Origin of the sequence: Ramlibacter sp., assembly GCF_035554825.1 — a bacterium.
GTDB lineage: Bacteria > Pseudomonadota > Gammaproteobacteria > Burkholderiales > Burkholderiaceae_C > Ramlibacter.
Genome location: NZ_DATMHS010000109.1, coordinates 1 through 26,347, shown reverse-complemented (window position 1 = coordinate 26,347; position 26,347 = coordinate 1). Strand labels below are relative to the sequence as shown.

Annotated in this window: 26 protein-coding genes and 2 riboswitches; of the genes, 7 read left to right on the top strand and 19 right to left on the bottom strand. The window is 70.4% G+C overall.

Going from position 1 to position 26,347, the window contains the following annotated elements:
* Positions 1 to 4: 4 nt before the first annotated feature.
* From VNT59_RS13745 to VNT59_RS13720, 6 genes are read right to left on the bottom strand one after another with little or no spacing between them, the layout of a single operon-like run.
* Positions 5 to 1,360: an ATP-binding protein gene (locus VNT59_RS13745; protein ID WP_325498977.1), complete on the bottom strand. Its 1,356-nt coding sequence runs from the start codon at positions 1,358 to 1,360 to the stop codon at positions 5 to 7.
* Positions 1,357 to 2,031: a response regulator gene (locus VNT59_RS13740; protein ID WP_325498976.1), complete on the bottom strand. Its 675-nt coding sequence runs from the start codon at positions 2,029 to 2,031 to the stop codon at positions 1,357 to 1,359. Before VNT59_RS13740 ends, VNT59_RS13745 begins: the two co-directional genes overlap by 4 nt.
* A 3-nt stretch (positions 2,032 to 2,034) precedes the next feature.
* Positions 2,035 to 2,526, bottom strand: a complete 492-nt coding sequence (locus tag VNT59_RS13735; RefSeq protein WP_325498975.1) for a dihydrofolate reductase — start codon at positions 2,524 to 2,526, stop codon at positions 2,035 to 2,037.
* A complete protein-coding gene (locus VNT59_RS13730; RefSeq protein WP_325498974.1) occupies positions 2,526 to 3,338 on the bottom strand; it encodes a thymidylate synthase in 813 nt (270 codons plus the stop codon). Before VNT59_RS13730 ends, VNT59_RS13735 begins: the two co-directional genes overlap by 1 nt.
* Positions 3,339 to 3,362: 24 nt before the next feature.
* The gene (locus tag VNT59_RS13725) at positions 3,363 to 4,775 is read right to left on the bottom strand and encodes an FAD-binding oxidoreductase (RefSeq protein WP_325498973.1); all 1,413 of its coding nucleotides are present in this window, start codon (positions 4,773 to 4,775) and stop codon (positions 3,363 to 3,365) included.
* On the bottom strand, positions 4,772 to 5,149 hold the full coding sequence (locus VNT59_RS13720) for a DUF2069 domain-containing protein (RefSeq protein WP_325498972.1): 378 nt from the start codon (positions 5,147 to 5,149) through the stop codon (positions 4,772 to 4,774). Before VNT59_RS13720 ends, VNT59_RS13725 begins: the two co-directional genes overlap by 4 nt.
* Positions 5,150 to 5,172: 23 nt before the next feature.
* Between VNT59_RS13720 and VNT59_RS13715 the strand changes: the two genes are divergently transcribed.
* Entirely contained in the window at positions 5,173 to 6,372 is a 1,200-nt protein-coding gene (locus VNT59_RS13715) for a YihY family inner membrane protein (protein WP_325498971.1), read from the top strand.
* 12 nt (positions 6,373 to 6,384) lie between these two features.
* Here VNT59_RS13715 and VNT59_RS13710 read toward each other — a convergent pair whose 3' ends face one another.
* Genes VNT59_RS13710 through VNT59_RS13700 form a run of 3 tightly spaced genes read right to left on the bottom strand, consistent with a single transcriptional unit; the run spans position 6,385 to position 9,795 of the window.
* Complete coding sequence (locus VNT59_RS13710) at positions 6,385 to 7,665, bottom strand: cytochrome P450 (protein ID WP_325498970.1); 1,281 nt, start codon at positions 7,663 to 7,665, stop codon at positions 6,385 to 6,387.
* Positions 7,662 to 8,480, bottom strand: a complete 819-nt coding sequence (locus tag VNT59_RS13705; RefSeq protein WP_325498969.1) for an alpha/beta hydrolase — start codon at positions 8,478 to 8,480, stop codon at positions 7,662 to 7,664. The genes VNT59_RS13710 and VNT59_RS13705 overlap by 4 nt, the downstream gene beginning before the upstream one ends.
* A gap of 10 nt (positions 8,481 to 8,490) precedes the next feature.
* Positions 8,491 to 9,795 carry an O-acetylhomoserine aminocarboxypropyltransferase gene (locus VNT59_RS13700; protein WP_325498968.1) on the bottom strand — a complete coding sequence of 435 codons (1,305 nt, stop codon included), beginning with the start codon at positions 9,793 to 9,795 and terminating at the stop codon, positions 8,491 to 8,493.
* A gap of 118 nt (positions 9,796 to 9,913) precedes the next feature.
* Here VNT59_RS13700 and VNT59_RS13695 point away from each other — a divergent pair, with 118 nt between their 5' ends.
* From VNT59_RS13695 to VNT59_RS13670, 6 genes are all read left to right on the top strand, one after another.
* A complete protein-coding gene (locus tag VNT59_RS13695) occupies positions 9,914 to 10,378 on the top strand; it encodes a CBS domain-containing protein (protein WP_325498967.1) in 465 nt (154 codons plus the stop codon).
* 89 nt (positions 10,379 to 10,467) lie between these two features.
* Positions 10,468 to 11,565, top strand: coding sequence for a chorismate synthase (gene aroC, locus VNT59_RS13690; RefSeq protein WP_325498966.1), 1,098 nt, complete (start codon positions 10,468 to 10,470; stop codon positions 11,563 to 11,565).
* Positions 11,566 to 11,667: 102 nt separating this feature from the next.
* The gene (locus tag VNT59_RS13685; protein ID WP_325498965.1) at positions 11,668 to 14,130 is read left to right on the top strand and encodes an ATP-binding protein; all 2,463 of its coding nucleotides are present in this window, start codon (positions 11,668 to 11,670) and stop codon (positions 14,128 to 14,130) included.
* 52 nt (positions 14,131 to 14,182) lie between these two features.
* The gene (locus tag VNT59_RS13680; protein WP_325498964.1) at positions 14,183 to 14,377 is read left to right on the top strand and encodes a DUF3606 domain-containing protein; all 195 of its coding nucleotides are present in this window, start codon (positions 14,183 to 14,185) and stop codon (positions 14,375 to 14,377) included.
* A gap of 90 nt (positions 14,378 to 14,467) precedes the next feature.
* Complete coding sequence (locus VNT59_RS13675; protein WP_325498963.1) at positions 14,468 to 15,475, top strand: SDR family oxidoreductase; 1,008 nt, start codon at positions 14,468 to 14,470, stop codon at positions 15,473 to 15,475.
* 56 nt (positions 15,476 to 15,531) lie between these two features.
* A complete protein-coding gene (locus VNT59_RS13670) occupies positions 15,532 to 16,188 on the top strand; it encodes a DsbA family oxidoreductase (RefSeq protein ID WP_325498962.1) in 657 nt (218 codons plus the stop codon).
* An 8-nt stretch (positions 16,189 to 16,196) separates the two neighbouring features.
* On the opposite strand, the gene VNT59_RS13665 is transcribed toward VNT59_RS13670, so the two are convergent.
* The 10 genes from VNT59_RS13665 to VNT59_RS13620 form a co-directional block, all read right to left on the bottom strand.
* The gene (locus VNT59_RS13665; protein ID WP_325498961.1) at positions 16,197 to 16,583 is read right to left on the bottom strand and encodes a response regulator; all 387 of its coding nucleotides are present in this window, start codon (positions 16,581 to 16,583) and stop codon (positions 16,197 to 16,199) included.
* A gap of 154 nt (positions 16,584 to 16,737) precedes the next feature.
* Complete coding sequence (locus VNT59_RS13660) at positions 16,738 to 17,145, bottom strand: Hsp20/alpha crystallin family protein (RefSeq protein ID WP_325498960.1); 408 nt, start codon at positions 17,143 to 17,145, stop codon at positions 16,738 to 16,740.
* A gap of 23 nt (positions 17,146 to 17,168) precedes the next feature.
* Positions 17,169 to 17,618, bottom strand: coding sequence for an Hsp20/alpha crystallin family protein (locus VNT59_RS13655; RefSeq protein ID WP_325498959.1), 450 nt, complete (start codon positions 17,616 to 17,618; stop codon positions 17,169 to 17,171).
* Positions 17,619 to 17,719: 101 nt separating this feature from the next.
* Positions 17,720 to 18,478, bottom strand: a complete 759-nt coding sequence (locus tag VNT59_RS13650) for a sulfite exporter TauE/SafE family protein (protein WP_325499015.1) — start codon at positions 18,476 to 18,478, stop codon at positions 17,720 to 17,722.
* A gap of 10 nt (positions 18,479 to 18,488) precedes the next feature.
* Positions 18,489 to 21,434 (bottom strand): aminomethyl-transferring glycine dehydrogenase, encoded by a 2,946-nt coding sequence (gcvP, locus tag VNT59_RS13645; RefSeq protein ID WP_325498958.1) that lies wholly within the window; start codon positions 21,432 to 21,434, stop codon positions 18,489 to 18,491.
* Between the two features lie 101 nt (positions 21,435 to 21,535).
* The gene (gcvH, locus tag VNT59_RS13640) at positions 21,536 to 21,910 is read right to left on the bottom strand and encodes a glycine cleavage system protein GcvH (protein WP_325498957.1); all 375 of its coding nucleotides are present in this window, start codon (positions 21,908 to 21,910) and stop codon (positions 21,536 to 21,538) included.
* A gap of 46 nt (positions 21,911 to 21,956) precedes the next feature.
* Complete coding sequence (gcvT, locus tag VNT59_RS13635) at positions 21,957 to 23,084, bottom strand: glycine cleavage system aminomethyltransferase GcvT (protein ID WP_414708393.1); 1,128 nt, start codon at positions 23,082 to 23,084, stop codon at positions 21,957 to 21,959.
* A gap of 44 nt (positions 23,085 to 23,128) precedes the next feature.
* Positions 23,129 to 23,230, bottom strand: a riboswitch (glycine riboswitch).
* 10 nt (positions 23,231 to 23,240) lie between these two features.
* Positions 23,241 to 23,329, bottom strand: a riboswitch (glycine riboswitch).
* A 21-nt stretch (positions 23,330 to 23,350) separates the two neighbouring features.
* Positions 23,351 to 24,628, bottom strand: coding sequence for a TRAP transporter large permease (locus VNT59_RS13630; protein ID WP_325498956.1), 1,278 nt, complete (start codon positions 24,626 to 24,628; stop codon positions 23,351 to 23,353).
* Between the two features lie 163 nt (positions 24,629 to 24,791).
* Positions 24,792 to 25,286: a TRAP transporter small permease gene (locus VNT59_RS13625; RefSeq protein ID WP_325498955.1), complete on the bottom strand. Its 495-nt coding sequence runs from the start codon at positions 25,284 to 25,286 to the stop codon at positions 24,792 to 24,794.
* Between the two features lie 86 nt (positions 25,287 to 25,372).
* Positions 25,373 to 26,344, bottom strand: a complete 972-nt coding sequence (locus VNT59_RS13620) for a TRAP transporter substrate-binding protein (protein WP_325499011.1) — start codon at positions 26,342 to 26,344, stop codon at positions 25,373 to 25,375.
* Between the last annotated feature and the right edge of the window lie 3 nt (positions 26,345 to 26,347).

The following is a 26,347-nucleotide window of genomic DNA, read 5'->3' as shown; positions in this document are numbered from 1 at the left end:
GGCCCTAGGCCGCGCGGGCATCGGCGAAGGTGATCACCACCTTCATTCCGGTGCCGTCCTCGCGCGGCCCGAAAGCCACGGCCAGCCCGTGCAGCGCCGCGATGCGCTGCACGATGGAAACGCCCAGCCCGCTGCCGCTTTCCTGCTGCCCGCTCGGGCGCCGGAAGCGCTCGCCCAGCCGCTCGCGCTCGGCCGGGTCCATGACCGGGCCGGCGTTCTCGACCTCGAGCCGGTCGCGCGAGAAGCGCAGGGTCACCAGGCTGCCCTCGGTGGCGTAGCGCGCCGCGTTGTCCATCAGGTTGCGCAGCATCACCCCGATCAGTTCGGCGTCGCCCAGCAGCGGCAGCGCTTCGCGCGGATCGGCCGGCCACTCGCAGGCGAACTCGATGCGGCGCCGCTCGGCCAGCGGCAGGCATTCGTTGGTCGCCTGCTCGACGACGGCGGGCCAGTCCACCTCGCGTTCCCAGGCGGCGCCGGCCGACGCCGCGCGCGAGTCGACCCGGGACAGCGCCAGCATCTGGGTCACCAGCCGGTCCATGCGGTCCAGGCCGGCGGAAAAACGGGCCTGGGCCTCGGTCCGCTCGGCCTCGTCGCGGGCCCGCCGCACCACGTCCCATTGCGCGCGCAGCACGGCCAGCGGCGTGCGGATCTCGTGCGCCGCGTCGGCGGTGAAGCGCCGCTCGCGCGTGAGCAGGGCGTCGATGCGGGCGAACTGCGCGTTGATGGCGCCCAGCAGGGGCGCCAGTTCGACCGGCGCGGCATCCTGCCGCAGCGGCTTGAGGTTCCAGGCCTCGCGGTGCTGCAGGTCGGCGGCGATGCCGACGATCGGCGACAGCGCCCGCCGCACCGCCCAGGCCAGCGCCAGCAGCAGCAGCGGCAGCACCAGCACCCAGGGCAGCATCTGCGACACCGTCAGGTCGAACACCAGCTCGTCGCGCTCGTAGGCCTTCTGGCCGGCGGCGACCAGCCAGCCGTCGGCCGAATGCAGGTAGTAGACGCGCCAGGCTTCGCCGTTCAGCCGTTCGGTCACGAAGCCGGTGGCGTCGTGCCGGCGCGGCAGCTCGCCGCCTTCGCGGTCGGCCAGGAACAGCTGTCCCCTGGCGTCCCACACCGCGATCGCGAAATCGCGCAGGTCGGCCTCGCCGGTGGACGGCGGCTCGTGGATCGACAGCGGCGGCCTGGCGCCGTTGCCCTCGTGGCCCAGGACGACCTGGACCTGGCGCGCCAGCCGGATCAGCTCGGTGTCGAACAGCTCGTTGACGTCGCGCTGGGCGCGGTTGACCGACACCGCCACGGCCATCAGCCAGACCAGCGGCGCCGACACCAGCAGGTACAGCATCAGCCGCCGCTGCAGGCTCACGGTGCGGGCTCCCCGCTGCCCAGTGCGTAGCCGACGCCGCGCACGGTGCGCACGATGCCGGGATGGATCTTGCGGCGCAGGTGGTGCACGTACACCTCCAGCGCGTTGCTCTCGGGTTCGGCGCCGCTCCAGTCATAGAGCTTGTCCTGCAGCTGCGCCTTGGACAGCACGCGCTGCGGGTTGGCCAGCAGCACTTCGAGCAGCGCCAGTTCGCGCGGCGTCAGCTCCACCGGCTGCCCGTTCCAGCGCACGGTCTTGGCGGCGGCGTCGTATTCGAGCGCGCCGTGCTGCCAGACCGGTTGCGCGAAGCCGGAGCTGCGCCGCATCAGGGCGCGCAGCCGGGCGGCCAGTTCGTCGATCGAGATCGGCTTGATCAGGTAGTCGTCGGCGCCGCTGTCGAGGCCGGCGATGCGGTTCTCCACCCCTTCGCGCGCCGTCAGGATCAGCACCGGCAGCTGCAGGCCGCGGCCGCGCCAGCGTTCCAGCCAGGTGAGGCCGTCGCCGTTGGGCAGCCCCAGGTCCAGGACCACCGCGTCGTACTGCACCTCGCCCAGCGCGGTGTCCGCATGGCCGCCGTCGCCGAAGAGGTCGACGACATGCCCCAGCTGGCGCAGCCCCATCGCCAGCGCCTCGCCCAGCGGCCGGTCGTCCTCGACGATGAGCAGGCGCATGGACTAGCGCGGCTGCCGCTGGTAGGTGACGAAGGCGAACGGCAGGCCGTCGGCCGAGCGGTGCGCTTCGCGTCTGACTTCGCGCCACGACGCGTCGAGCTCGGGCGCGCGCACGTCGCCCTCGAAGTCGGCGTCGATTTCCGTCACCTCCAGCACCTCGGCGTCGGCCAGGGCGTCACGGAACAACTGCTCGCCGCCGATGACCCACGCCGCCGGCCGGTCGCCGCACACCGCCAGCGCCTGCGGCAGCGAGGCCGCGCGCTGCGCGCCGGGCGCGGCCCAGTCGGCCTGCCGGGTGACGACGACATTGAGGCGCCCGGGCAGCGGCCGGAACCGCGGCGGCAGCGATTCCCAGGTCCGGCGGCCCATGATCACCGGCGAACCCAGCGTGACGCGCTTGAAATGCGCGAGGTCCTCGGGCAGGTGCCAGGGCAGGGCACCGTCCTTGCCGATGACGCCGTTGCGCGCGCGGGCGTAGACCAGGCCCAGCCGCATCACACGGCCACCGGCGCCTTGATCGCCGGGTGGCATTGGTAGCCCACCACCTCGAAGTCCTCGTATTGGTAGTCGAAGATCGAGGGCGGGCGGCGCTTGAGGTTCAGGGTCGGGTAGGCGAAGGGTTCGCGGCTCAGCTGCAGCTCCACCTGCTCGTGGTGGTTGCTGTAGATGTGGCAGTCGCCGCCGGTCCAGACGAAGTCGCCGACGCCGAGGTCGCACTGCTGCGCGATCATGTGCGTGAGCAGGGCGTAGCTGGCGATGTTGAACGGCACGCCCAGAAAGATGTCGGCGCTGCGCTGGTACAGCTGGCAGGAGAGCTTGCCGTCCGCGACGTAGAACTGGAAGAAGGCGTGGCAGGGCGCCAGCGCCATCTTCGGGATGTCGGCGACGTTCCAGGCGCTGACGATGATGCGGCGCGAATCGGGATTGCTCCTGATCGTCTTCACGGCCTCGGCGATCTGGTCGATGTGGCCGCCGTCCGGCGTCGGCCAGCTGCGCCACTGCACGCCGTACACCGGCCCCAGGTCGCCGTCCGCGCGCGCCCATTCGTCCCAGATCGTGACGCCGCGTTCGCGCAGCTTGTTGTTGTCGCTGGAGCCTTCCAGGAACCACAGCAGCTCGTGGATGATGGACTTCAGGTGGACCTTCTTGGTCGTCACCAGCGGAAAGCCCTCGTTCAGGTCGAACCGCATCTGGTAGCCGAACACGCTGCGCGTGCCGGTGCCGGTGCGGTCGGTCTTGAACGTGCCATGCGTGTAGACATGGCGCATGAAGTCTTCGTACTGCGAGCGGACCGGGTGGGTGGTCATGGGCGGATTATCCCAGCGTGCCGCTCAGGCCCGCAGCACCCGGCCCGGGTTCATGATGTCCTGCGGATCGAGCGCCCGCTTGATGCCGCGCATCAGCTCCAGCGCCACCGGCGACTTGTGCTTTTCCAGCTTGGCCAGCTTCAGGCTGCCCACGCCGTGTTCGGCCGAAATCGATCCGTCGAAGCGCTGCACGGAGTCGTAGACGACGCCGTTCACCGCCTCTTCCCACTGCTCCAGGAAGCCGCGCGGGTCGCCCTGCTCGGGCGCCTGCACGTTGTAGTGCAGGTTGCCGTCACCGAGGTGGCCGAAGTTGACCAGGCGCACGCCGGGGATCAGGCGCTGCAGCAGGGCGTCGGTCTCGCGGCAGAACTCGGGGATGCGCGACACCGGCACCGAGATGTCGTGCTTGATGTTCAGCCCTTCCTCGGCCTGCGCCAGCGGAATGCTTTCGCGCACGTGCCACAGCTGGTTGGCCTGCGACAGGTTCTCGGCCACCACGGCGTCGGCGACGCAGCCTTCCTCCAGCGCGCGCTCCAGCAGCCGCTCGAACTGCTCGCGGGCGTGCGCCTCGGATTCGTCGTCGGACTTCTCCAGCAGCACGCAGAACGGCGCCTGCTCGTACAGCGGCACCCGCAGCTGCGCGAAATGGCGCGCCACCAGGCCGAGGGCGAACTGCCCCATCACCTCGAAGCCGGTCAGGCCGGCGCCCAGTTCGCGGTGCGCGAGCCCCAGCAGCCGCACCGCATCGTCCAGGCTCGGCACCGCCGCCCACGCCGTGAGCCGGGCCGCCGGCGCCGGGTACAGCTTCATGGTGGCCGCCGTGATGATGCCCAGCGTGCCTTCGCTGCCGATGAACAGGTCGCGCAGGTCGTAGCCGGTGTTGTCCTTGCGCAGGCCCGAGAGCCCGTGCCAGGTTTCGCCCCGGGCCGTGACCACTTCCAGGCCGAGGCACAGGTCGCGCGCGTTGCCATAGCGCACCACCTGGGTGCCGCCGGCGTTGGTCGCCAGGTTGCCGCCGATCGTGCAGCTGCCCTCGGCCGCCAGGCTGAGGGGAAAGAGGAAGCCCGCGGCCTCGGCCGCTTCCTGCACCCGCTGCAGCACGCAGCCGGCTTCCACCGTGATCGTCAGGTTGTCCCGGTCGAGGCCGCGGACGGCGTTCAGCCGCTGCAGGCTCAGGACCACCTGGGTGCCGCTGGCATCGGGCGTGGAGCCGACCACCAGGCCGGTGTTGCCGCCTTGCGGCACGATCGCGGTGCCGCTGTCGGCGCAGGCGCGCACCACCTGGGCCACTTCCCGGGCACTGCCCGGGCGCACCACCGCCAGCGCCTTGCCGCGCGAGCGCTTGCGCCAGTCCTGCTCCCAGGCCGTGAGGTCACCGTCCGCCAGGACGTGGTTGGCGCCGACCACCTGGCGCAATGCTTCGATCAATCCGTTCATGTCTTCGCCTTCAGGCGCTTCTTCACGTGCAGCACGCAGGCTGCGAACAACACCAGGCACAGCGCCACCTCGATCCAGGCGAGCAGCGCGCTCAGGCCGCGATCGCTCGCGCCGCGCACGACGCCCTCGGTGAAATAGAGCCACACCAGCAGGCTCACCCACCGGTACGTGTACATCCGGTTGCGCAGCAGGCCGGCGAGCGGCAGGCACAGCGGCACCACTTTCAGCACCAGCCACGAGCCGCCGGGACGCAGCGGCGCGAGCCACAGCTCCCAGGCGAGCCCCAGCGCGATGAGGCCGACCAGGCTGGCCACGGCGAGGCGGCGGCTGAGGGCAACGGCCGGCGGCAGCGGCAAAGGATCGGTCATGTGCATGGGCAGTGGCATCATAGCGGCCGATGCCATTGCGCCAGCTGCCCGCCGACCTCCTGCGCTTCCCGTGGAAGTCCACGGCGCTGACATTGCGGGAGCGTTTTCGCGAGGACCGGCTGGGCCTGACGGCCAGCAGCCTCACGTTCACCACCACGATGGCGCTGGTGCCGTTCTTCACCGTGGCGCTGGCGATCTTCACGGCGTTCCCGATCTTCGGCAAGCTGCAGGCCGCCTTGCAGGCGTGGCTGGTGCAAAGCCTGATCCCGGAATCGATCGCGCGCCAGGTGCTGGGCTACCTGACGCAGTTCGCCGGCAAGGCCAACCGCCTCGGCGCGTTCGGCCTGGCGGCCCTGATCGTCACGGCGCTGGCCCTGATGCTCACCATCGACCGCACCCTGAACAGCATCTGGCGCGTCAAACGCCACCGGCCGTTCCCGCAGCGGGTGCTGATCTACTGGGCCGCGCTGACGCTCGGGCCGGTGCTGCTCGGCGCCAGTCTGAGCCTGACTTCGTACGTGGTCTCGGCGTCGCGCGGACTGGTCGCGGCCATGCCCGGCGTGCTGCAGCTGCTGTTCGACCTGATGGAATTCGTGCTGCTCGCCGGCGGCCTGGCGGCTCTGTACCGGTACGTGCCGAACACGCCGGTGCGGCGCGGCCACGCCTGGGCCGGCGGCGTGTTCGCCGCGCTGGGCATCGAGCTGGCACGGCGGCTGCTGGCCTGGTACATCGGCAAGGTGCCGACCTATTCGCTGGTGTACGGCGCGTTCGCCACGGTGCCGATCCTGCTGGTGTGGATCTACGTCGCCTGGGTGGTGGTGCTGCTGGGTGCGGTGCTGGCCGCCTATCTGCCAAGCCTGGTGACGGGCACCCGCCGCCGCTCGGGGCACGGCTGGCAGTTCCAGGTGGCGCTCGAGGTGTTGCGCGAGCTCGAACACGCCCGCCCGTCGGCGCGCCGCGGCCTGAGCGCGCCGCAGCTGGCGCAGGCCCTGGAGCTGGAGACCGTGCAGCTGGAGCCGGTGCTGGAGACCCTGGTCGAGCTCGACTGGGTGGGCCGGCTCAACGAGATCGAGGACGAGGAGCACACCCGCTACGTGCTGCTGGCCGACACCCGGTCCACGGCGCTGGAGCCGCTGATGCGCCACCTGCTGCTGCCCCACTCGGAGGCCACCGCCAGGCTCTGGAAAAGCGGGCAGCTGTCATCGGTGTACCTGAGCGACGTGCTGTAGCCGCGCTCAGCCTCACTCGAGCGCGAACGGCGCGTGCAGGAAGCCGCGAAAGCGGGCGCGGCCACCGCGCACCGGCGCCTGCGTGAGCCGGTAGCCGGGGAAGCGCCGCAGAAAGCGGCCGATCGCGATGCGTCCCTCCAGGCGCGCCAGGCTCAGGCCCGCGCACTGGTGAACACCGAAGCCGAACGCGAGATGACGGTTGTCGGCGCGCGCGGGATCCAGCCGGTCCGGCTCGGCGAACTGGGCCGGGTCGCGATTGGCCGCGCCGATGCACAAGGTCACCAGCGCGCCGGCCTCGAGCCGCACCCCGCCCACTTCGCACGCGCGCAGGGCGCGGCGGTTCCCCAGCTGGTTGGACGATTCGAAGCGCAGGAACTCGTCGACCGCCGTGTCGAGCGCGGCCTCCAGCCCCGCCCGGTCGTGCGCCAGCCGCTGCATCGCGGCGAGCAGCGCCGACTTCGGCTGCGGCCACTCCTGCAGGGCCACGAGCGCGTTGCCGATCAGGTTGGTGGTGGTCTCGTGGCCGGCGTTGAGGATGAACACGCAGTTCTGCAGCAACTCGGTCTCGCTCAAGTGCTCGCCGCCCGCCTCGCCCTGGATCAGCCGCGTCAGGACATCGTGCTCGGGATCGCCGGGCCGCCGGCGGCGCTCGGCGACCAGCTCCTTCAGGTACGCGGTGAACTCGAGCACGCTGCGGTTGCCCAGGTCCTGCTGCTCGGGCGTCAGGCGCGGCTCCAGCGCGCCCAGGATCGCCAGCGACCAGCCCCGCAGCGGCGCGCGGTCGGCATGCGGCACGGCCAGCAGGTTGCCGATGATCTCCACCGGAATCGCGGCGGCAAAGTCGTCGATCAGGTCGCCGCCGCCGGCGCATTCGATCCGCTCCAGCAGGCTGTCGACCAGCGTGACGAGCCCGGGCTCCATCCCGGCGATGGCGCGGCGCGTCAGCGCGCCCATGATCAGCTTGCGCACCCGGGTGTGCAGTGGCGGGTCGTTGAACACCAGGCTGGTCGTGTGGTGCAGCAGCAGCGGCGAGCCGGGGCCGTACTTGGGCGTGAACTCCACCTTCTTGTCCGAGCTGAAGGTGTGCGCATCGCGGTACACCTGCACCAGGTCCGCGTAGCGGGTGAGGAACCAGCTGCCGTCGGGCATGCGGCGCACCGGTTCGCGTTCCCGCAGCGCGGCATAGACCGGGTAGGGATTGGCATGGAAGTCCGCCGGCAGGCTGCGCAGGTCGAAGCGCGCGGCGATCTCCTGCGCCCGCTCGGGCGCCATCGCGGGCGTCACGGCGCTCATGTCCGCAGGAAATCGCGGATGGCGAACAGCGTCTGCTCCGGCGCCTCGGTCATCTGGTGGTGGCCGACGGGCAACTGCTCGACGCGCACCGCCTTGCCATGCTCGCGCGCCTGGCCGATCAGCGCCTGGGCGGCCTTGGGCGGGGTCATCTGGTCCTGCGCGCCGAGCAGGAACAGCACCGGGCAGGCGATCGCCGCGATCGCGGCTTCGCCGTTGGCGTAGCTGTCGCAGGCCTTGAAGCCGCGGTGGAACAGGTTCACTTTCGCGTTGCTGGCCAGCACCCGCCGGTTGAGCGCCACGCTGGCGCCGTAGACCCAGGTGCCGGGACCGAGCGCGGAGGGCGGCGGCGCCAGCGTGCTGCGCGAGAAGACGTTGATCATCTCGATCGCCTTCAGCGGATGGCTCAGGGAGGTGTCGAGCAGGGCCGGCGAGACCTTCATCGGCGAGGCGGTGCCGATCAGCACCAGATGCGTCACCCGCTCCTTGAGGCGGGCCGCCGCTTCCAGCGCGATCAGCGATCCCCAGCTGTGGCCGACCAGGGCCGCCCGCTGCACGCCGGCGGCATCGAGCAGGGCGGCGACGAAATCGGCGGCCTGCTCGACGGTCTCGGGCGGCTCGCCGGCGCTGCGGCAATGGCCGGGCAGATCGAGCGCCAGCACGTTCCAGCCGTGGTTGGCCAGCCAGCGCGACTGCAGGATCCAGACGCTGTGGTCGTTGAGCACGCCGTGGATGAAGACGACGGTGGGCCGCGTGGCTTCGAAGGCCTTGCCGCCGGTGTAGCAGTAGGTCGGGTGGCCGTTGACTGTGAGTTCCATTCGGGGCTCCTCAGGCTTTCTCGGCGGCCTTCAAGGCGCGCTTGAGGTCTTCGACCAGGTCGTCGGGGTCCTCCAGGCCGATCGACAGCCGGATCGTGCCCTGGGTGATGCCGCCGCTGGCCAGCGCCTCGTCGGTCATGCGGAAGTGGGTCGTGCTGGCCGGATGGATCACCAGCGAACGGCAGTCGCCCACGTTGGCCAGGTGGCTGAACAGCTTCAGCCCCTCGATGAATTTCTTGCCCTGTTCCCGGTTGCCCTTGAGGTCGAAGCTGAAGACCGAGCCAGCCCCCTTGGGCAGCAGCCGCTGCGCCAGCGCATGGCTCGGGTGCGAGTCGAGCATCGGATGGCCGACGCGCGCGACGAAGGGATGGGCCGCCAGGAACTCGACGACCCGGCGCGTGTTGCTCATGTGGCGCTCCATGCGCAGCGGCAGGGTTTCGACGCCCTGCAGGATCAGCCAGGCCGTGTGCGGGCTCATGCAGGCGCCGAAATCGCGCAGGCCTTCGCGGCGCGCCCGCAGCAGGAACGCGCCCACCGTCGATTCCTCGCTGAACACCATGTCGTGGAAGCCGTCGTAGGGCGCGGTGAGCTCGGCGAACCGGCCGGCCGCGGCGCGGCCTTCCCAGTCGAAGCTGCCGCCGTCGACGACGATGCCGCCGATCACGGTGCCGTGGCCGGAGAGGAACTTGGTCGCGGAGTGATAGACCAGGTCGGCCCCGAGCTGCAGCGGCCGGATCAGGTACGGCGAGGTGAGCGTCGAGTCCACCAGCAGCGGCACGCCGGCCTCGTGCGCGATCTGCGCCACGGTGGGGATGTCCAGGACCTCCAGGCCCGGGTTGCCCACGGTCTCGCCGAACAGCAGCTTGGTGTTCGGGCGGATCGCGGCGCGCCAGCCGTCGATGTCGCCGGGTTTGACGAACGTGGTCTCGATGCCGAAGCGGCGCAAGGTGTAGTGCAGCAGGTTCTGCGAGCCGCCGTACAGGGCCGTGCTGGCGACGATGTGCGAGCCGGCGCCCATCAGGGTGGCGATGCTCAGGTGCAAGGCGGCCTGGCCGCTGGCCGTGGTGATGGCGCCGATGCCGCCTTCCAGCGCCGCGACGCGTTCCTCCAGCACCGCGTTGGTCGGATTGCTGATGCGCGAATAGACATGCCCCGCGCGCTCCAGGTTGAACAGCGCCGCCGCGTGTTCGCTGGACTCGAACACGAACGAGGTCGTCAGGTGCAGCGGCACGGCGCGCGCGCCGGTGGCCGGGTCGGGGGCGGCGCCCGCGTGCAGCGCGAGGGTGTCAAAGCCGGGATCGGCGTAACCGGGCATTGCAATTTCTCCTCAAGATGTTCATGCTGGTACTTCCGGGTGAAAGACCATGGAACTGCCCAGGATTGTGGGCTATATTGGTCCACCCGGTCACCGGGGCTACCACAGAGGAGACAGCATGAAAGTCAGCGACATTCTGCGGGTCAAGGGCAACACGCTGTACACGGTGGCTCCGGACGAGCCGCTCTCCCGCGCGATCGAGATCATGGCCGACAAGGACATCGGCTCGCTGGTGGTGATGGAGCAGGGCAGCCTGGTCGGCATGCTGACCTTCCGTGAGGTGATCCTGTGCACGGTCAGGCACGCCGGCGTGCTGTCGGACATCAAGGTCCGCGAGGCGATGGACCAGCAGCCCAGGACCTGCGGCACCCAGACCGAACTCGACGAGGTGCGGCACCTGATGCTCGAGAGCCATGCCCGCTACCTGCCGGTGATGGACGCGCGCACCCTGATGGGGGTGATCAGTTTCTACGACGTGGCCCGCGCCATCGTCGAAAGCCAGAACTTCGAGAACCAGATGCTCAAGGCCTACATCCGCGACTGGCCGGTGGGCGAGGAGCAGGGCGCCGGCCCGCGCCTCTGAAGACCCGGGCCGCTCTGGGATAATCCGGGGCCGCGCCGCGCGCGCCCCGGCACTGCCGCCGCTGGCGCAGTGCGACGAGAAAGATCGACATGAGCGGCAATACCTTCGGCACCTTGTTTGCGGTCACCAATTTCGGTGAGTCGCACGGACCCGCCATCGGCTGCGTGATCGACGGCTGCCCGCCCGATCTGGCGCTCGCGGCAACCGACATCCAGCCCGATCTCGACCGGCGCCGTCCCGGCACCAGCCGCCACGTGACGCAGCGCCAGGAGGCCGACCAGGTGGAGATCCTCTCGGGCGTGCACGAGGGCCGGACCACCGGCACGCCGATCTGCCTGCTGATCCGCAACACCGACCAGCGCAGCAAGGACTACTCGGAGATCGCGCAGACCTTCCGGCCGGGGCACGCCGACTACACCTACCTGCAGAAATACGGCCGGCGCGATCCGCGCGGCGGCGGCCGCTCCTCCGCGCGGCTGACCGCCCCGATGGTCGCGGCCGGCGCGGTGGCCCGCAAGTGGCTGCGCGAACGCCACGGCATCGAGTTTCGCGGCTGCATGCAGCAGATCGGCGAGATCGCCATCCCATTCGAGGCGTGGGAGCACGTCGAGCGCAATCCATTCTTCGCCCCGGTGGCCGACGTGTCGCACCTCGAGCGCTACATGGACGGCCTGCGCAAGGCGGGCGACTCCTGCGGCGCCCGCCTGCGGGTGACGGCCTCCGGCATGCCGGCCGGCCTGGGCGAGCCGCTGTTCGACAAGCTCGACGCCGACATCGCCTACGCGATGATGGGCATCAACGCGGTGAAGGGGGTCGAGATCGGCGCCGGCTTCGGCAGCGTGGCGCAACGCGGCACCAGCCACGGCGATTCGATGACCCCGCAGGGCTTTCGCAGCAACAATGCCGGCGGCGTGCTCGGGGGCATCAGCACGGGGCAGGACCTGGAGGTGTCGATCGCGATCAAGCCGACCAGCTCGATCCTGAGCCCGCGCGAGACGATCGATGTCCAGGGCCAGCCGGCGCAGGTCGTCACCAAGGGGCGCCACGATCCCTGCGTCGGGATCCGGGCGACGCCGATCGCCGAAGCCATGCTCGCCCTGGTGGTGATCGAGCACGTGCTGCGGCAGCGCGCGCAGAACGCCGACGTGCGGCCGCCGCTCGCGCCCATTGCCGCCACCTGCGCGTAGCGGGGCGCTCGACCGCCGCGCACCCGCGGCGGCCGCGGCGGCCGCGGGCCGATTGGCCGCGGCGGGGGAATCGGCTACGCTTGGCGCAACCGCTCCGCCGCCATGCCAGACCGTCCACTGCCGCCGCTGGACCTCGATCGCCACTACCGGCAGATCGTCCAGAGCGCCATCGACTATGCGATCGTCGGCTGCGACACCGACGGCCGGGTGACCAGCTGGAACGAAGGCGCCCGCCGCGTGCTGGGCTGGAGCGAGCAGGACATGCTCGGGCAGACCGTGCACCGCTTCTTCACGCCCGAGGACAACGCCAGCGGCACGGTCGAGCGCGAGATGGCGCAGGCGCGCCGGGCCGGCCGGGCGGCCGACGAACGCTGGCACCTGCGCGCCGGCGGCGAGCGCTTCTGGGCCTCGGGCGAACTGATGCCGCTGCGCGACGAGGGCGGCGCCATCACCGGTTTCGTCAAGATCCTGCGCGACCGCACCGAGCAGCGCGTCGGGGAAGCCCGGCTGCGCGAGCTGACGGCGACGCTCCAGGCCAGCGAGCAGCGGCTGCAACTGGCGCTGGACGTCGGCGGCATGGGCGTGTGGCAGGTCAACCTGCAGACGCGCGAGGTCGTGTGGTGGCCAGGCATGGCCGAGATCCACGGGCTGCCGGCGGGCGCGGCGCCGCCGGCGGCGGACGGCTACGCGCGCTTGATCCACCCCGAAGACCGCGACCGCGTGCTGCAGGCCATGCGCGACACCATCGCCCAGCGCCGCAGCCAGCACATCGAATACCGCGTGCTCTGGCCGGACGGCAGCTGCCACTGGATCGAGGCGCGCAGCCGCCTGTTCTGCGATGCGCAGGGCGCGGCCTGGGCCGTGGCCGGCGTCTGCCTGGACATCACCCCGCGCAAGCGCGTCGAAGGCGATCTGCGCTTCCTGGCCCGGGCCAGCGCCGAGCTGGCCGGGCTGACCGACTACCAGAGCACGCTGGACCGGATCGCGCACCTGGCGGTGCCGGAGTTCGCCGACTGGTGCATGGTCGACATCCTGGGCGAGGACGGCGCGCTGGAGCGGGTGGCGGTCGCCCATTCCGATCCCGCGAAGGAGCAGCTGGCGCGCGACTTGCACCGGCGCTTCCCGCCGGACCCGGGGCGCATCGCCGGCGCAGGGCCGATGAACGTGCTGCGAACCGGCCAGCCGGAGCGCATCCGCGAGATCACGGGCGAGTTGCTGGACCGTGCGGTGGCGCAGACCGACTACCTGGCCATGCTGCGGGCCATGGGCGTGCGCTCGTACATCGGCGTGCCGCTGGCGGTGCGCGGCAAGGTGCTGGGAGCGATCACCTTCGTCACCGGCGAATCGCACCGGCTGTACCGGCGGGGCGACCTGGCGCTGGCCGAGGAACTGGGGCGCCGGGCGGCGGTGGCCCTCGAGAACGCGATGCTGCTGCGGGCGCTGCAGGAGTCGGACCGCGCCAAGGACGTGTTCCTGGCGACGCTGGCGCACGAGCTGCGCAACCCGCTGGCGCCGGTGTGGAACGGCCTGACGATCATCACCCGGGCGCCGCACGACAGCCAGCGGGTGCTGCAGGTCGCCGGCATGATCGAGCGCCAGGTCGGCCAGCTCGCGCGCCTGGTGGACGATCTGCTGGATGTCTCGCGCATCAGCACCGGCAAGATCGAGCTGAAGAAGCAGCCGGCCGACCTGGCGGCGATCCTGCACAGCGCGATCGAGACCAGCCGGCCGCACATCGAGTCCGCCCGGCACGGGCTGTCGCTCGAGGTGCCGCGCGAGCCGCTGGAAGTCGAGGGCGATCCGGTGCGGCTGGCGCAGGTGTTCGCCAATCTCCTGAACAATGCCAGCAAGTACACGCGACCGGGCGGCCGCATCGACGTGGTCGTGCACGCCGAGCCCGAGTGGCTGGTGGTGCGGGTGCGCGACACCGGCGAGGGCATTGCGCCGGACATGCTGGCCAAGGTGTTCGGGCTGTTCACCCAGGTCACGCACCCGGCCGAGCGCCACCAGGGCGGCCTGGGCATCGGGCTGTCGCTGGTCGAGGGCCTGGTGCGGCTGCACGGCGGCACCGTCGAGGCCCACAGCGCGGGGCTCGGGCAAGGCAGCGAGTTCGTCGTCCGGCTGCCGCGGCGCCCGGTGCCAGAGCAGCAGGAGCAGCGCCATGGCCACGAGCAGACGCGGCCGCAGCCGCTGGCGGCCGACAGCCCGGCCGCGCACCGCATCCTGGTCGTGGACGACAACGTCGACGCGGCCGCCACGCTGGCGGAGTTGCTGCGCATGATGGGCTGGGAAGTGGCCGTGGCCAACGACGGCCTGTCGGCGCTGGAAGCGGTCGCCGCGCATTCGCCCGAGATCGTGCTGCTGGACATCGGGCTGCCCGACATCACCGGCTACGAGGTGGCGCGGCGGATCCGGGCCGGCGCGGGCTCGCGCCAGCCGCGCCTGGTGGCGCTGACGGGCTGGGGCCAGGAGCAGGACAAGCGGATGGCGGCGCAGGCCGGCTTCGACGAGCACTGGACCAAGCCGGTGGACCCGACCAGGCTGCAGCACCTGGGCCGCGCCTGAGGAACTCGACGAAGGCAGCGGCGGTCTGATCGTTCAAGCACAGGAGTTGACCATGCCCGACACCCCGCAACCCGCATCACGGCAGCTGATCGACCTCACGCGCGAGACCGACGTCGCGTACTGGTGCCGCATCTTCGATGTCACCATCGACCAGCTGCGCGACGCCGTGCAGCACGCCGGCCACGAGCCGAGCGAAGTGCAGCGGCACCTCAGCGCCAGCCGGCCCGCGCCCTCCGGCCGGCGGTAAGCGCCGTCCTACTTTCGCCGCTCAGGTCTTACGACAGCCGGCCGCGGCGGCGCGCGCCATAGTGGGCTTTTGCCTCGGAAGGAACAGCCCATGGACAAACCCAGCGCCCGGAACGCGCCGCGCGCCGGCGACAGTGCCGGCGACCACCAGCGCGAGTTGCAGCGGGAGCAGGATCGCAAGGACCAGGCGCGGGCCGGGGAGGGTGGCGGCCAGCCGCGTGACAAGGCGGTGCAGGCCGGGACCCGGCCGCAGCCGGAGCCGCCGTTGCCGGCCCAGCACCTGGAAAAGCCCGGCATCGAAGCGCAGATGGCGCTCAAGCCCCGCTACGAGGCGCCCGACTACCGCGGCAGCGACAAGCTCAAGGGCATGGTGGCGCTGATCACCGGCGGCGACTCGGGCATCGGCCGCGCGGTGGCCGTGCTGTATGCGCGCGAAGGCGCCGATGTGGCGATCGTCTACCTCAACGCCCACGAGGACGCCGAGGACACCAAGCGCGCGGTGGAGAAGGAAGGGCGGCAGTGCCTGCTGATCGCCGGCGACGTGAAGAACTCGGGCTTTTGCCGCGAGGCCGTGGAGCGGACGGTGGCGCGCTTCAAGAAGCTCGACATACTGGTCAACAACGCCGCCTTCCAGGAGCACGCCAGCTCGCTGCAGGACATCACCGACGCGCGCCTGGAAGAGACCTTCCGCACCAACATCTTCGGCTACTTCTACATGGCGCGGGCGGCGATCCCGCACCTGCAGAAGGGCTCGTCCATCATCAACACCGGTTCGGTGGTCGGACTGCGCGGCAGCTCGCACCTGCTGGATTACTCGGCGACCAAGGGCGCGATCCACGCCTTCACGATGTCGCTGGCGAGCAGCCTGATCGAGCGGGGCATCCGGGTGAATGCCGTGGCCCCGGGGCCGGTCTGGACGCCGCTCAATCCGGCCGACGCGCCGGCCGAACAGGTGGCGCAGTTCGGAGCGCAGACCGACATGAAGCGGCCGGCGCAGCCGGAGGAACTCTCGCCCGCCTACGTGTTCCTGGCCGCCCCGGTCTGTTCGAGCTACATCACCGGCATCGTGCTGCCGGTGACGGGCAAGGTCGGCAGCTGAGGCCGGGCCACGGCCCTCGCGATGCAGCGGGTGGTGCTTTGCCGCAGAATGGCCCCATGCCCGCCGACCTCAAGATCGATTTCGTCTCCGACGTGTCCTGCCCCTGGTGCGCGATCGGCCTCGCCTCGCTGGAGCTGGCCCTGCGGCGGCTCCAAGGCGAGGTGCGCGCGCAAGTGCATGTGCAGCCGTTCGAGCTCAACCCCGGCCTGGCGCCGGGCGGCGAGGACATCACCGAGCACCTGACGCGCAAGTACGGCAGCACGCGCGAGCAGCAGGCGGCCGCGCGCGACGCGATCCGCGAACGCGGCGCGGCCGTCGGCTTCGAATTCCGCAAGGAGGGCCGCGACCGGGTCTACAACACCTTCGACGCGCACCGGCTGCTGCACTGGGCGGGGCTGCAGGACCCGGCCCGGCAGCAGGCGCTGAAGAAGGCGCTCTTTGCCGCCTACTTCACGCAGGGCCGCAGCCCGGAAGAGCACGAGGTGCTGGTCGACGCCGCCGTGGCCGCCGGCCTGGAGCCGGCGGCGGCGCGCGAGGTGCTGGCCAGCGGCGCCTACGCACAGGAGGTGCGGCAGCAGGAACAGTTCTACCTGCAGGCCGGCATCCACGCCGTGCCCGCCGTGGTCATCAACGATCGCCACCTGATTTCCGGCGGGCAGCCGCCCGAGGTGTTCGAGCAGGCCCTGCGGCAGCTGGCCGGCGCCGCGGCCTGACGCCGCCGTCAGGGCCGGCTGGCCCGCGCCAGCCCGGCGCAGTAGTCGATCAGGTCGTCCGTCTGCATCGACTTGTCGAAGACCCCGTCGCTGCCGAGCGCCTCGCACTGGCGGCGCACGGCCGGGTTGGCGGTGGCCGTGAGCACCACCACCTTCTGCTGCGGGCGCCGGTCGCGGCACGCCAGCAGCACGCCGAAGCCGCTGCCGCCCGGCTCCAGCACCAGGTCGACGATCGCCAGGTCCCACGCGTTGCCCGGATCGGTGAGCCATTCCCGGGCCGCCTGCTCGGCGCCGGCGACGCCGACCGTGGTCACCGCCGCCAGCTCGGACAGCGCTTCCACCAGGCTGTCGCGAATGGCTGTGTTGTCTTCGACGATGAAGGCTCTCAGGCTCAACGCCCATCTCCCTCGGCTGTACTGCTGGTGCGCGGCGCAGCCGGCGCGCGCGCAACGCGGATTGTGCACAGAAGCCGGGGCGGCGCGGCGGCCGGGGCATGGCCGCGGGCGCTGCGTGCCGCAGCCGCCCGGGGGCAGGGCAGCGGTGGCCGCCTCAGCCGACGCGCACCTCGATGCGCCGTGGCTTGGCTTCTTCCCGCTTGGGAATCGACAGCTTCAGCACGCCGTCCTTCAGGGCGGCCTCGATCCGGGACGCATCGAGCTCGCGGCTCAGCGTGAACTGGCGGCGATACGAGGGGATCTGCACCTCGCCGTAGATCAGTTCCATCTGCGCCGGGGCGTCCGGCGCCGCGGTGGCCTCGATGAAGAGGCTGTCGCCATCGACCCGCACGCCGAGGCCCTCGCGGGCCACGCCGGGCAGATCGGCCAGCAGCGTGATGCCGGCCTCGTTCTCGAACACGTCCACCGGCGGCACGACGAACGGCCCGCCGCGGTCGGGCTCGCCTTCCTGGCGCTGCGGCAGGCGGTCCTGCCGGTTCTGGGTCTGAATGTTGCTGTTCATGGCTTCGCTCCTTGGCCAGTCCTTCAACTCACTTCGATGCGGCGCGGCTTGGACGATTCGCGCTTGGCCACGCTCACGCGCAGGATGCCGTCGCGGTAGCTGGCGTCCACCCGCGCCGGGTCGGCGTCTTCGGGCAGGCTCACGACGCGGCGGAAGCTGCCGGCAAACCGCTCCTGCGCATACACGCTGGTGCTGTCGCCGTCCTCCGGCACCTGGCTCTTGCGCTCGCCGGCGATCACCAGCAGCCCGCGGTCCACGGTCAGTTGCAGGCTCTGCGGCTCGATGCCGGGGGCCAGCGCCATGATCTCGACCGAGTCGGGCGTGGTGCCGACATTGATCACCGGAAAGCTGGCACCCGTCAGCCCGCGGATGCTCGAGCGTTCCGCGGGTCGGAAGACGTGGTCCAGCATGCCCTGCAAGCGGTTCAGCTCGGCGAAGAGGTCCGCAGCGGGCCTGAATGATGCGTTGATCATCACTGCTCTCCTTGAGACGAAAAGGCAATTTGCGATTGGCAAGGCGCGGCGCCGCCGCGCGTTCCTGAAGTAGCGGCTCGGCCGCCGTTTTTCAAGAGGGCTCAGCCGCCGGCCCAGCGTTGCCACAGCAGCGGCAGCGCGGCCACCAGCAGGGCGACCCCGGAGAGGGTCAGCAGCCCCAGCACCACGTTGCGGAAACCGGTGTCGCTGATGGCGAAGTAGAGCCTGGCGCCCAGCAGCGAGGGGATCAGCATCGCCGGCGCGACCAGCGCGAACAGCGGCACCATGTCGGGCGTAACGATGCCCGTGGCCAAGTAGCCGCAGAAGGCGACGACCAGCATCGCCAGGTTGAAGTTCTGGATCACGGCCCGCTGCAGATCCTTGTCGAAGCCGCGCAGGGTGCACCACAGGGTCGGCACCACCCCGGTGAAGCCGCCCAGGCCGCCCATCGCGCCGCCGGCCAGGCCGGCCAGGGCGTCGCCGGTGCGCGTGCCGCGCACGCGGGGCAGCCGCGGCGCCAGCAGCATCAAGGGGCAGGTCACCACCAGCATCAGGCCGAGCAGCGCCTTGAACAGGGGAATGTCCAGCTGCGGCAGCAGGAGCACGCCGAGCGGCACGCCGGCCAGGCCGCCGGCGATGAAGGGCAGCAGCCGTTTCCAGTCGAAGCCGCGGCGGACCGTGACGGCGGCGATGACCTGGCCGGTGAGGGCGCCGAACACCGCCAGCGGCGCCGCCAGCCGCGGCTCCAGCGTCCAGGCCCAGAGCGACATCGCCGTCAGGCCGAAGCCGAAGCCCGACAGGCCCTGCACGAAGCCGGCCAGGGCGGCGACGCCGGCGACGGTGAGAATCAGCGCGTCGATCGGCGGCCCGTCACTCGTAGGCCGACATCGGCAGGCAACTGCAGAACAGGTTGCGGTCGCCGTAGACGTTGTCGACGCGGCCGACCGGCGGCCAGTACTTGGCATGGCGGCGCTCGTCCAGCACGGCAGCGCCGACGTCGCGCGGATAGGCGTGCTGCCACTGCGGCTGCAGCAGCGCGGCGGCGGTGTGCGGCGCGTGCTTGAGCGGGTTGTCGTCCTGCGGCCACTCGCCGCGCTCCACGCGCCGGATCTCCTCGCGGATGGCGATCATGGCGGCGATGAAGCGATCGAGCTCCTCGCGGGTCTCGCTCTCCGTCGGCTCGACCATCAGCGTGCCGGCGACCGGGAAGCTCAGGGTCGGCGCATGGAAGCCGTAGTCGATCAGCCGCTTGGCCACGTCCTCGGCCGTGACGCCGCTGGACTCCTTGATCGGGCGCAGGTCCAGGATGCACTCGTGCGCCACGTGGCCGTTCTCGCTCGCGTAGAGCGTCGGATAGTGGTCGCGCAGCCGGGCGCTGATGTAGTTGGCGTTGAGGATGGCGACCTCGGTGGCCCGGCGCAGGCCGTCGGCGCCCATCATGCGGCAATACATCCAGCTGATCGGGAGCACCGCGGCATTGCCCAGCGGCGCCGCGGAGACGGCGCCCAGGCCGCTGGGCTTGTCGCCCGCGCGGCGCGCCGGCGGCGTGGCCGCCGTGCCGGCCGAGCTCACGTAGGCGCCGCCCACGGCCGCCGCATGGTGGCCCGGCAGGAACGGCACCAGGTCGGCGACGACGCAGACCGGCCCGACGCCGGGGCCGCCGCCGCCGTGCGGGATGCAGAAGGTCTTGTGCAGGTTCAGGTGGCTCACGTCGCCGCCGAACTCGCCCGGCGCCGCGACGCCGACCAGCGCGTTCATGTTGGCGCCGTCGACATACACCCGCCCGCCGTGGCGGTGCACGATCTCGCACAGCTCGCGCACCTGCATCTCGAACACGCCGTGCGTGCTGGGATAGGTGATCATCACCGCGGCCAGCCGGTCCTGGTGCTGCTCGCACTTGGCGCGCAGGTCGTCCAGGTCGACGTTGCCGTTGGCGTCGCAGGCGGTGACCACCACCTGCATGCCGGCCATCTGCGCGCTGGCGGGGTTGGTGCCGTGGGCGGAGGAGGGGATCAGGCAGACGTTGCGATGGGCTTCGCCGCGGCTCTCGTGCCAGCCCCGGATCGCCAGCAGGCCGGCGTACTCGCCTTGCGAACCGGCATTGGGCTGCAGGCTGATGCCGGCATAGCCGGTGGCCTCGCACAGCCAGGCGCGCAGCTGCTCGTCGAGCTCCGCGTAGCCCTGCAGCTGGTCGCGCGGCGCGAACGGGTGCACATGCGCGAACTCGGGCCAGGTGATCGGGATCATCTCGCTGGTGGCGTTCAGCTTCATCGTGCAGCTGCCCAGCGGGATCATGCTGCGATCGAGCGCCAGGTCCTTGTCCGACAGCGCGCGCAGGTAGCGCAGCATCGCGGTCTCGGAATGATGGGTGTTGAACACCGGATGCTGCAGGAACTGGCTGCCGCGGCGCAGGTCCGCCGGAATCAGCGGCTCGATGCCCTTCTCGAACGCGGCCAGCTGCGGCGCCGCCTGGCCCGGCTTGGCGAAGAACGACCAGAGCAGGGCCAGGTCCTCGCGGGTGGTCGTCTCGTCCAGGCTGATGCCCAGGGCGGCGGTGCCGGCGCGGCGCAGGTTGCAGCGGGCGGCATGGGCCCGGCCGGCGATCAGGTCGGTGGCGTCGCCGGTGTGCACCGTGACCGTGTCGAAGGCGGTCGCGGACGTGAGCTGGTAGCCCATCTCCTGCAATCCCTTGGCCAGGATCGCGGTGTAGGCAGCGACGCGGCCGGCGATGCGCTTGAGCCCTTCGGGCCCGTGGTACACGGCGTACATGCTGGCGATCACGGCCGGCAGCACCTGCGCGGTGCAGATGTTGGAGGTGGCCTTCTCGCGCCGGATGTGCTGCTCGCGCGTCTGCAGGGCGAGCCGGTAGGCCGGATTGCCGTGCGTGTCGATGCTGACGCCGACCAGCCGTCCCGGCAGCGAGCGCTTGTACTCGTCGCGGCAGGCGAGGTAGGCGGCGTGCGGGCCGCCGGCGCCCATCGGCATGCCCAGGCGCTGCGTCGAGCCCAGCACGATGTCGGCATCCCACTCGCCCGGCGGCGCCAGCAGCGCCAGCGCCAGCAGGTCGGCCGCCACGCAGAACGCCGCGCCCTTGGCGTGCGCCTGCGCCACGTGCGGCCGCAGGTCGTGGATGGCGCCGTTGGTGGCCGGGTACTGCGCCAGCACGCCGAAATAATCGTGCTGCTGCATCAGCTCCGGCACGGCGCCGACCAGCACCTCGATGCCCAGCGGCCTGGCGCGCGTCTGGACCACCTCGATCGTCTGCGGATGGCAGTCGCCGGCGACGATGAAGGTGTTGGACCGGCTCTTGACGCTGCGCTTGGCCAGCGTCATCGCCTCGGCGGCCGCGGTGGCCTCGTCCAGCATCGACGCGTTGGCGATCGGCATGCCGGTGAGGTCACAGACCATGGTCTGGAAATTCACCAGCGCCTCCATCCGGCCCTGGCTGATCTCGGCCTGGTACGGCGTGTACGCGGTGTACCAGGCCGGGTTCTCCAGGACGTTGCGCAGGATCACCGCCGGGATGTACGTGCCGTGGTAGCCCTGGCCGATGAAGCTCTTGAACACCTGGTTGCGGCCGGCGATCGCCCTGAGTTCCGCCAGCGCCGCCGCCTCGGTGACGGCCGGCGGCAGCTTCATCGCGTCGCGCCGCGCGATCGAGCGCGGGACGATGCTTTCGATCAGCGCGTGCCTGGAGCTTTCGCCGATGGCCGACAACATGTGCTGCTCGTCGGCGGCGCCGATGCCGATGTGGCGGGCGATGAATTCTTCGGGGTTTTCGAGCTCGCCGAGCGGGCGGGCGGATTGCATCAACATGAGGGCTCCAGGGACGGTCGGCGGGGTGCGCTGCCGGCGGCGGGCCGGAGCTGTGACCGGGACCCGAAGCCGCGGGCACGCCCCGCGTGGAAGAGGGAACGTCAGGCGTTCTTGGAAAACTGCTCGTAGGCCGGGCCGTCCATCAGCTCGTCGAACTCGGCCATGTCCTTGATCAGGATCTTGAAGAACCAGCCATTGCCCATCGGGTCGCGGTTGGCCAGGCCCGGGTCCGAGCGCAGTGCCTCGTTGACTTCGGTGACCTCGCCGGCGATCGGCATGTAGACGTCGGCGGCGGCCTTCACCGATTCGACCACGCCGGCCACCTCACCCTTGGCATAGCTGCGGCCGACCTCGGGCAGGTCCACGAAGACCACGTCGCCGAGCGCATCCTGCGCGTGCAGCGTGATGCCGACGACGGCGGCCTCGTGGTCCTCGAGCTGGATCCACTCGTGCTCCTGGGTGTACTTGACGGTCATGGTGCTGCTCCTGGTGTGTTCGATGAAGGGGGAAGTTGCCTGGCCGTCAGCCGCGGTAGTAGCGGTTCGGCACGAACGGCATGCTGGTGATTTCCATGGGTACCGGCTTGCCGCGCACGATGGCATCGACGCGCGTGCCCGGCGCCGCCGCGGCGGCGGCGACGTACGCCATCGCGACCGGCTTGTCGATGGTGGGTCCCAGCAGCCCGCTGGTGACCTCGCCTACCGGCCGGCCGCCCGCGTCGCGCAATTCGGTGTGCTCGCGCACCGGCACCCGCTCCAGCGCCACCAGTCCGACGCGCTTGCGCGCCAGCGGCACGCTGCCGTCGAGCTGGCCGAGCACCTTGTCGGCGCCCGGGAAGCCGCCGGCGCGGGCGCCGCCGGTGCGCCGCACCTTCTGGATCGCCCAGGTGAGCGCGGCCTCGACCGGCGTGGTGGTGGTGTCGATGTCGTTGCCGTACAGGCACAGGCCGGCCTCCAGGCGCAGCGAATTGCGCGCGCCCAGCCCGATCGGCTTGACTTCGGGCTGCGCCAGCAGCGCGCGGGCGAGCGCCTCGGCCTGCGCCTCGTGCACCGAGATCTCGAAGCCGTCCTCGCCGGTGTAGCCGCTGCGGGTGACGAACAGTTCGCCGCCTTGCCAGGCCACGCGCTGGCCGGTCATGAACACCAGCTGCCCGACGCCGGGCAGCAGCCGCTGCAGCGCGTCGACGGCCTTGGGTCCCTGCAGCGCCAGCAGCGCGCGCTCCGGCATCGGGACGACCTGGCAGCGCGATCCGATGCGCGCCTGGATGTGGGCGATGTCTGCCGCCTTGCAGGCGCCGTTGACGATCACGAAGATGTCGTCGCCGCGGTTGACGAACATGAGGTCGTCGATGATCGTGCCCTCGTCGGTGAGCAGCAGGCCGTAGCGCTGCTTGCCGACCGGCAGGTCGATCACGTCCACCGGCATCAGGCTCTCGAACGCTGCGGCGGCGCCGGGCCCGACCAGCCGCAGCTGGCCCATGTGCGACACGTCGAACAGGCCGGCGGCCTCCCGCGTATGGCGGTGCTCGGCGATCAGGCCGCTCGGATACTGCACCGGCATCGAATAGCCGGCGAAGGGAACCATCCGGGCTCCCAGTTCGAGGTGCAACGCGTTCAGCGGCGTCGCGAGGAGATTCTGTTGTTCTGGCACGCGGCTCTCCAGGGGCGGACGACAGCCATGGTACACACCATGGGCGGGCCCCTGCTGTCCGCTTTACCTGAGAGATTCACCCCGTTACGGGGTTTGCTCCTTCGGTGGGCGGTCCTGGCGGGCCGCCTCTCTCCAGCAAGGAAGCGCCCCGGACGGGGCGCTGTGTCAGTCCTTTTGCCTGAGCGTTCGGGTGGGCCCTGCGCCTTCGGCGGTTCCGCGCGGGAACTCTCTCCTGACGCGGCGGATTGTAGCCTGCGGCCGGCGCCTCACTTCGCGTACACGAGGTCGCGCAGCGACAGCGACAGCGACGGCACGTAGGTGATCACCAGCAGGCAGGCCAGCACCACCAGCACGAACGGGATCAACTGCTTGATCATGCGGTCCAGCGAGATCCGCGCCACGGTGCAGGCGGCGAACAGGTTGACGCCGAACGGCGGCGTGATCATGCCCAGCGCCAGGTTCACCACCATGATCAGGCCGAAGTGCACCGGGTCGATGCCGAAGTGCTGCGCCACCGGCGCCAGGATCGGCGCCAGCACGATGATCGAGGCGCTGGTCTCGATGAACATGCCGATGATGAACAGCGCGGCGTTGACGCCGAGCAGGAAGTAGGCCGGCGACTTGAGCACCTCCTGCAGCCACAGCCCGATCGCTTCGGGCACGCCCGCGCGCGTGATCAGGAACGCGAACAGGCCGGCGTTGGCGATGATGAACATGATCACGGCCGACGAGATCACCGACTTGCGCAGGATGGCGTACAGGTTCGGCAGCCGGATCTCGCGGTAGATGAACATGCCCACGACCAGCGCGTAGAGCACGGCCACGGCCGACGCCTCGGTCGGCGTGAACACGCCTCCGTAGATGCCGCCCAGGATGATCACCGGCATCATCAGCGCCCAGCCGGCCTGCACCAGGGCCCGGCCGAAGGGCAGCCGGCCGTCGCCGTCGTTCTTGCCCCAGCCCTTCCACTTGCAGTAGATCCAGACGAACAGCATCAGCGCGCCGCCGATCAGGATGCCCGGGCCGAAGCCGGCGATGAACAGCTCGCCGATCGAGACCTCGGCGCTGACGCCGTACAGGATCATCGGAATCGACGGCGGGATGATGACGCCCAGCTCGGCGCTGGTGGCCTGCAGCGCGGCGGCGTAGGTGACGGGGTAGCCGTGCTTGATCAGCGCGGGGATCAGGATCGCGCCGATGGCGAAGGTGGTCGCGACCGACGAGCCCGAGACCGCGGCGAAGATCATGCAGGTCAGCACGCAGGTCATGGGCAGGCCGCCCTGGATGCCGCCGACGATGCTCTTGGCGAACTCCACCAGCCGGCGCGAGATGCCGCCGGTTTCCATCAGGTTGCCGGCCAGGATGAAGAACGGGATGGCGGCCAGCGGAAACTTGTTGATCGAGTTGAACATCTCCTTGACGGAGATGAGCATCGGCGCCCCGGTCACCTGGATGCCGAGCATGGCCGACAGGCCGATCGACACCGCCACGGAGACGGTGAGTGCAAAGCACAGCACCATGGTGCTGATCATCGCGGTGGTCATGCCATCCCCCCAAGCTCGTCGCTGCGGGCAGGCGCGGCTCCGCCGGGAGCCCTTGCGGATTGGAACGGTCCGGCGGCGCTGATTGCGTCCGGCCCACGCCCGACACTGCGTGTGCTCGCTGCCCCCCAGGGGGCGCTTGCGCCTTGGAGTGGTCCGGCGGCGCTCATTGCGCGGTCTCCAGTTCCATGCGGACCGGGTCCAGCAGGTTGCCCAGGATGCCGATGACGCAGAAGACGCCGCCGACCGGCAGCGCCAGGTAGGCCCAGAACATGGAGACCTCCTCCAGTCCCGCCATGGTCTGCACGCTGCCGCGCCGGGCGTAGTCCCAGCCCCACCAGATGATGATCGCGATCAGGACCAGTGCGGCAACGCACACCACCCAGTCCAGCGCCCGCTTGACCTTCGGCGGGCTCCACCGGTAGAGCACGTCGACGCTGACCATCGCGCCTTGCCGGAACGCGGCTGGGATGCCCATGAACACCATCCAGATCAGGCTGAAGCGGATCAGGATCTCCGACCACTCGGCCGGTTGCTCCAGGACGAAGCGGGTGATGATCTGGAAGATGCCGAGCCCGGCGGCGATCGCCATCATCAGGCAGGCAACGATCATGGCGAAGCCGGTGGTGCGGCGTTCGAAGGCGAGAAAGGCTGTTTTCATCTGGTCGTGTCCTCCCGCGGGGAGGGAAGGAAAAACGCCCGGAAGTCGTCGACTTGCGGGCGTCTCGCGTCACCGGCGGGCCGGCGTCACTTGTAGTTGCGGATCTTCTCGAGGTTGGCCTTGCCGAACTGCTTCTCGAACTCGGCGTTCACCGGCGCCAGCGCCTGCACGAACTTGGCCTTGTCGATGTTGTCGATCACGGTCATGCCCTTGGCGCGCAGGTCGGCGACGCCCTTGGTGTCGTCCTCGTCGACGCGCGCCCGGTTGGCCTTGGCGGCTTCCTTGGCGGCGTCCAGGAACGCCTGCTTGTCCGCCGGCGCCAGCTTGTCGAACGCCGCCTTGTTCATCACGATCACGCACGGGGAATAGACGTGGCCGGTCAGCGACAGGTGCTTCTGCACCTGGTCGAACTTGGCGGAGATGATCACCGACAGCGGGTTCTCCTGGCCGTCCACGGTGCCCTGCTGCAGCGCGGTGAACACTTCCGGGAACGCCATCGGCGTGGTGATGATGCCGAAGCCCTTGTAGGCGGCGATGTGCACCGGGTTCTCCATGGTGCGCATCTTCAGGCCCTTGAGGTCCTCGGGCGCCTTGACGTCGCGCTTGCTGTTCGTCATGTGGCGGAAGCCGTTCTCGGCCCACACCAGCGCCTTGAAGCCCTTGGCCTCGAACTTCTTGAGCAGGTCCTGGCCGATCGGGCCGTCGAGCACCGCGCGCGCATGCGCCTTGTCGCGGAACAGGAAGGGCACGTCGAGGATCTTCGTTTCCGGCACGAAGTTGGGCACCGGGCCGGTGGAGGTCAGCGTGAGTTCCTGCGTGCCCAGCTGCACGGCCTCCATCGACTCGCGCTCGCCGCCGAGGGCGCCGTTGTAGAAGGTCTGGACCTTGTAGCGGCCGTTGGTGCGCTTCTCGACTTCCTTGGCGAAGGTGTCGATCGCCACGCCCTGGTGAGAGTTCTGCGACGTCGAAATGCTGATCTTCATGACGGTCTGCGCGGCTGCGCCGGCGACCAAGCCGAAGGCGAGGGACACGCCCAGAACCAGTTGCGAGAGTTTCACTGT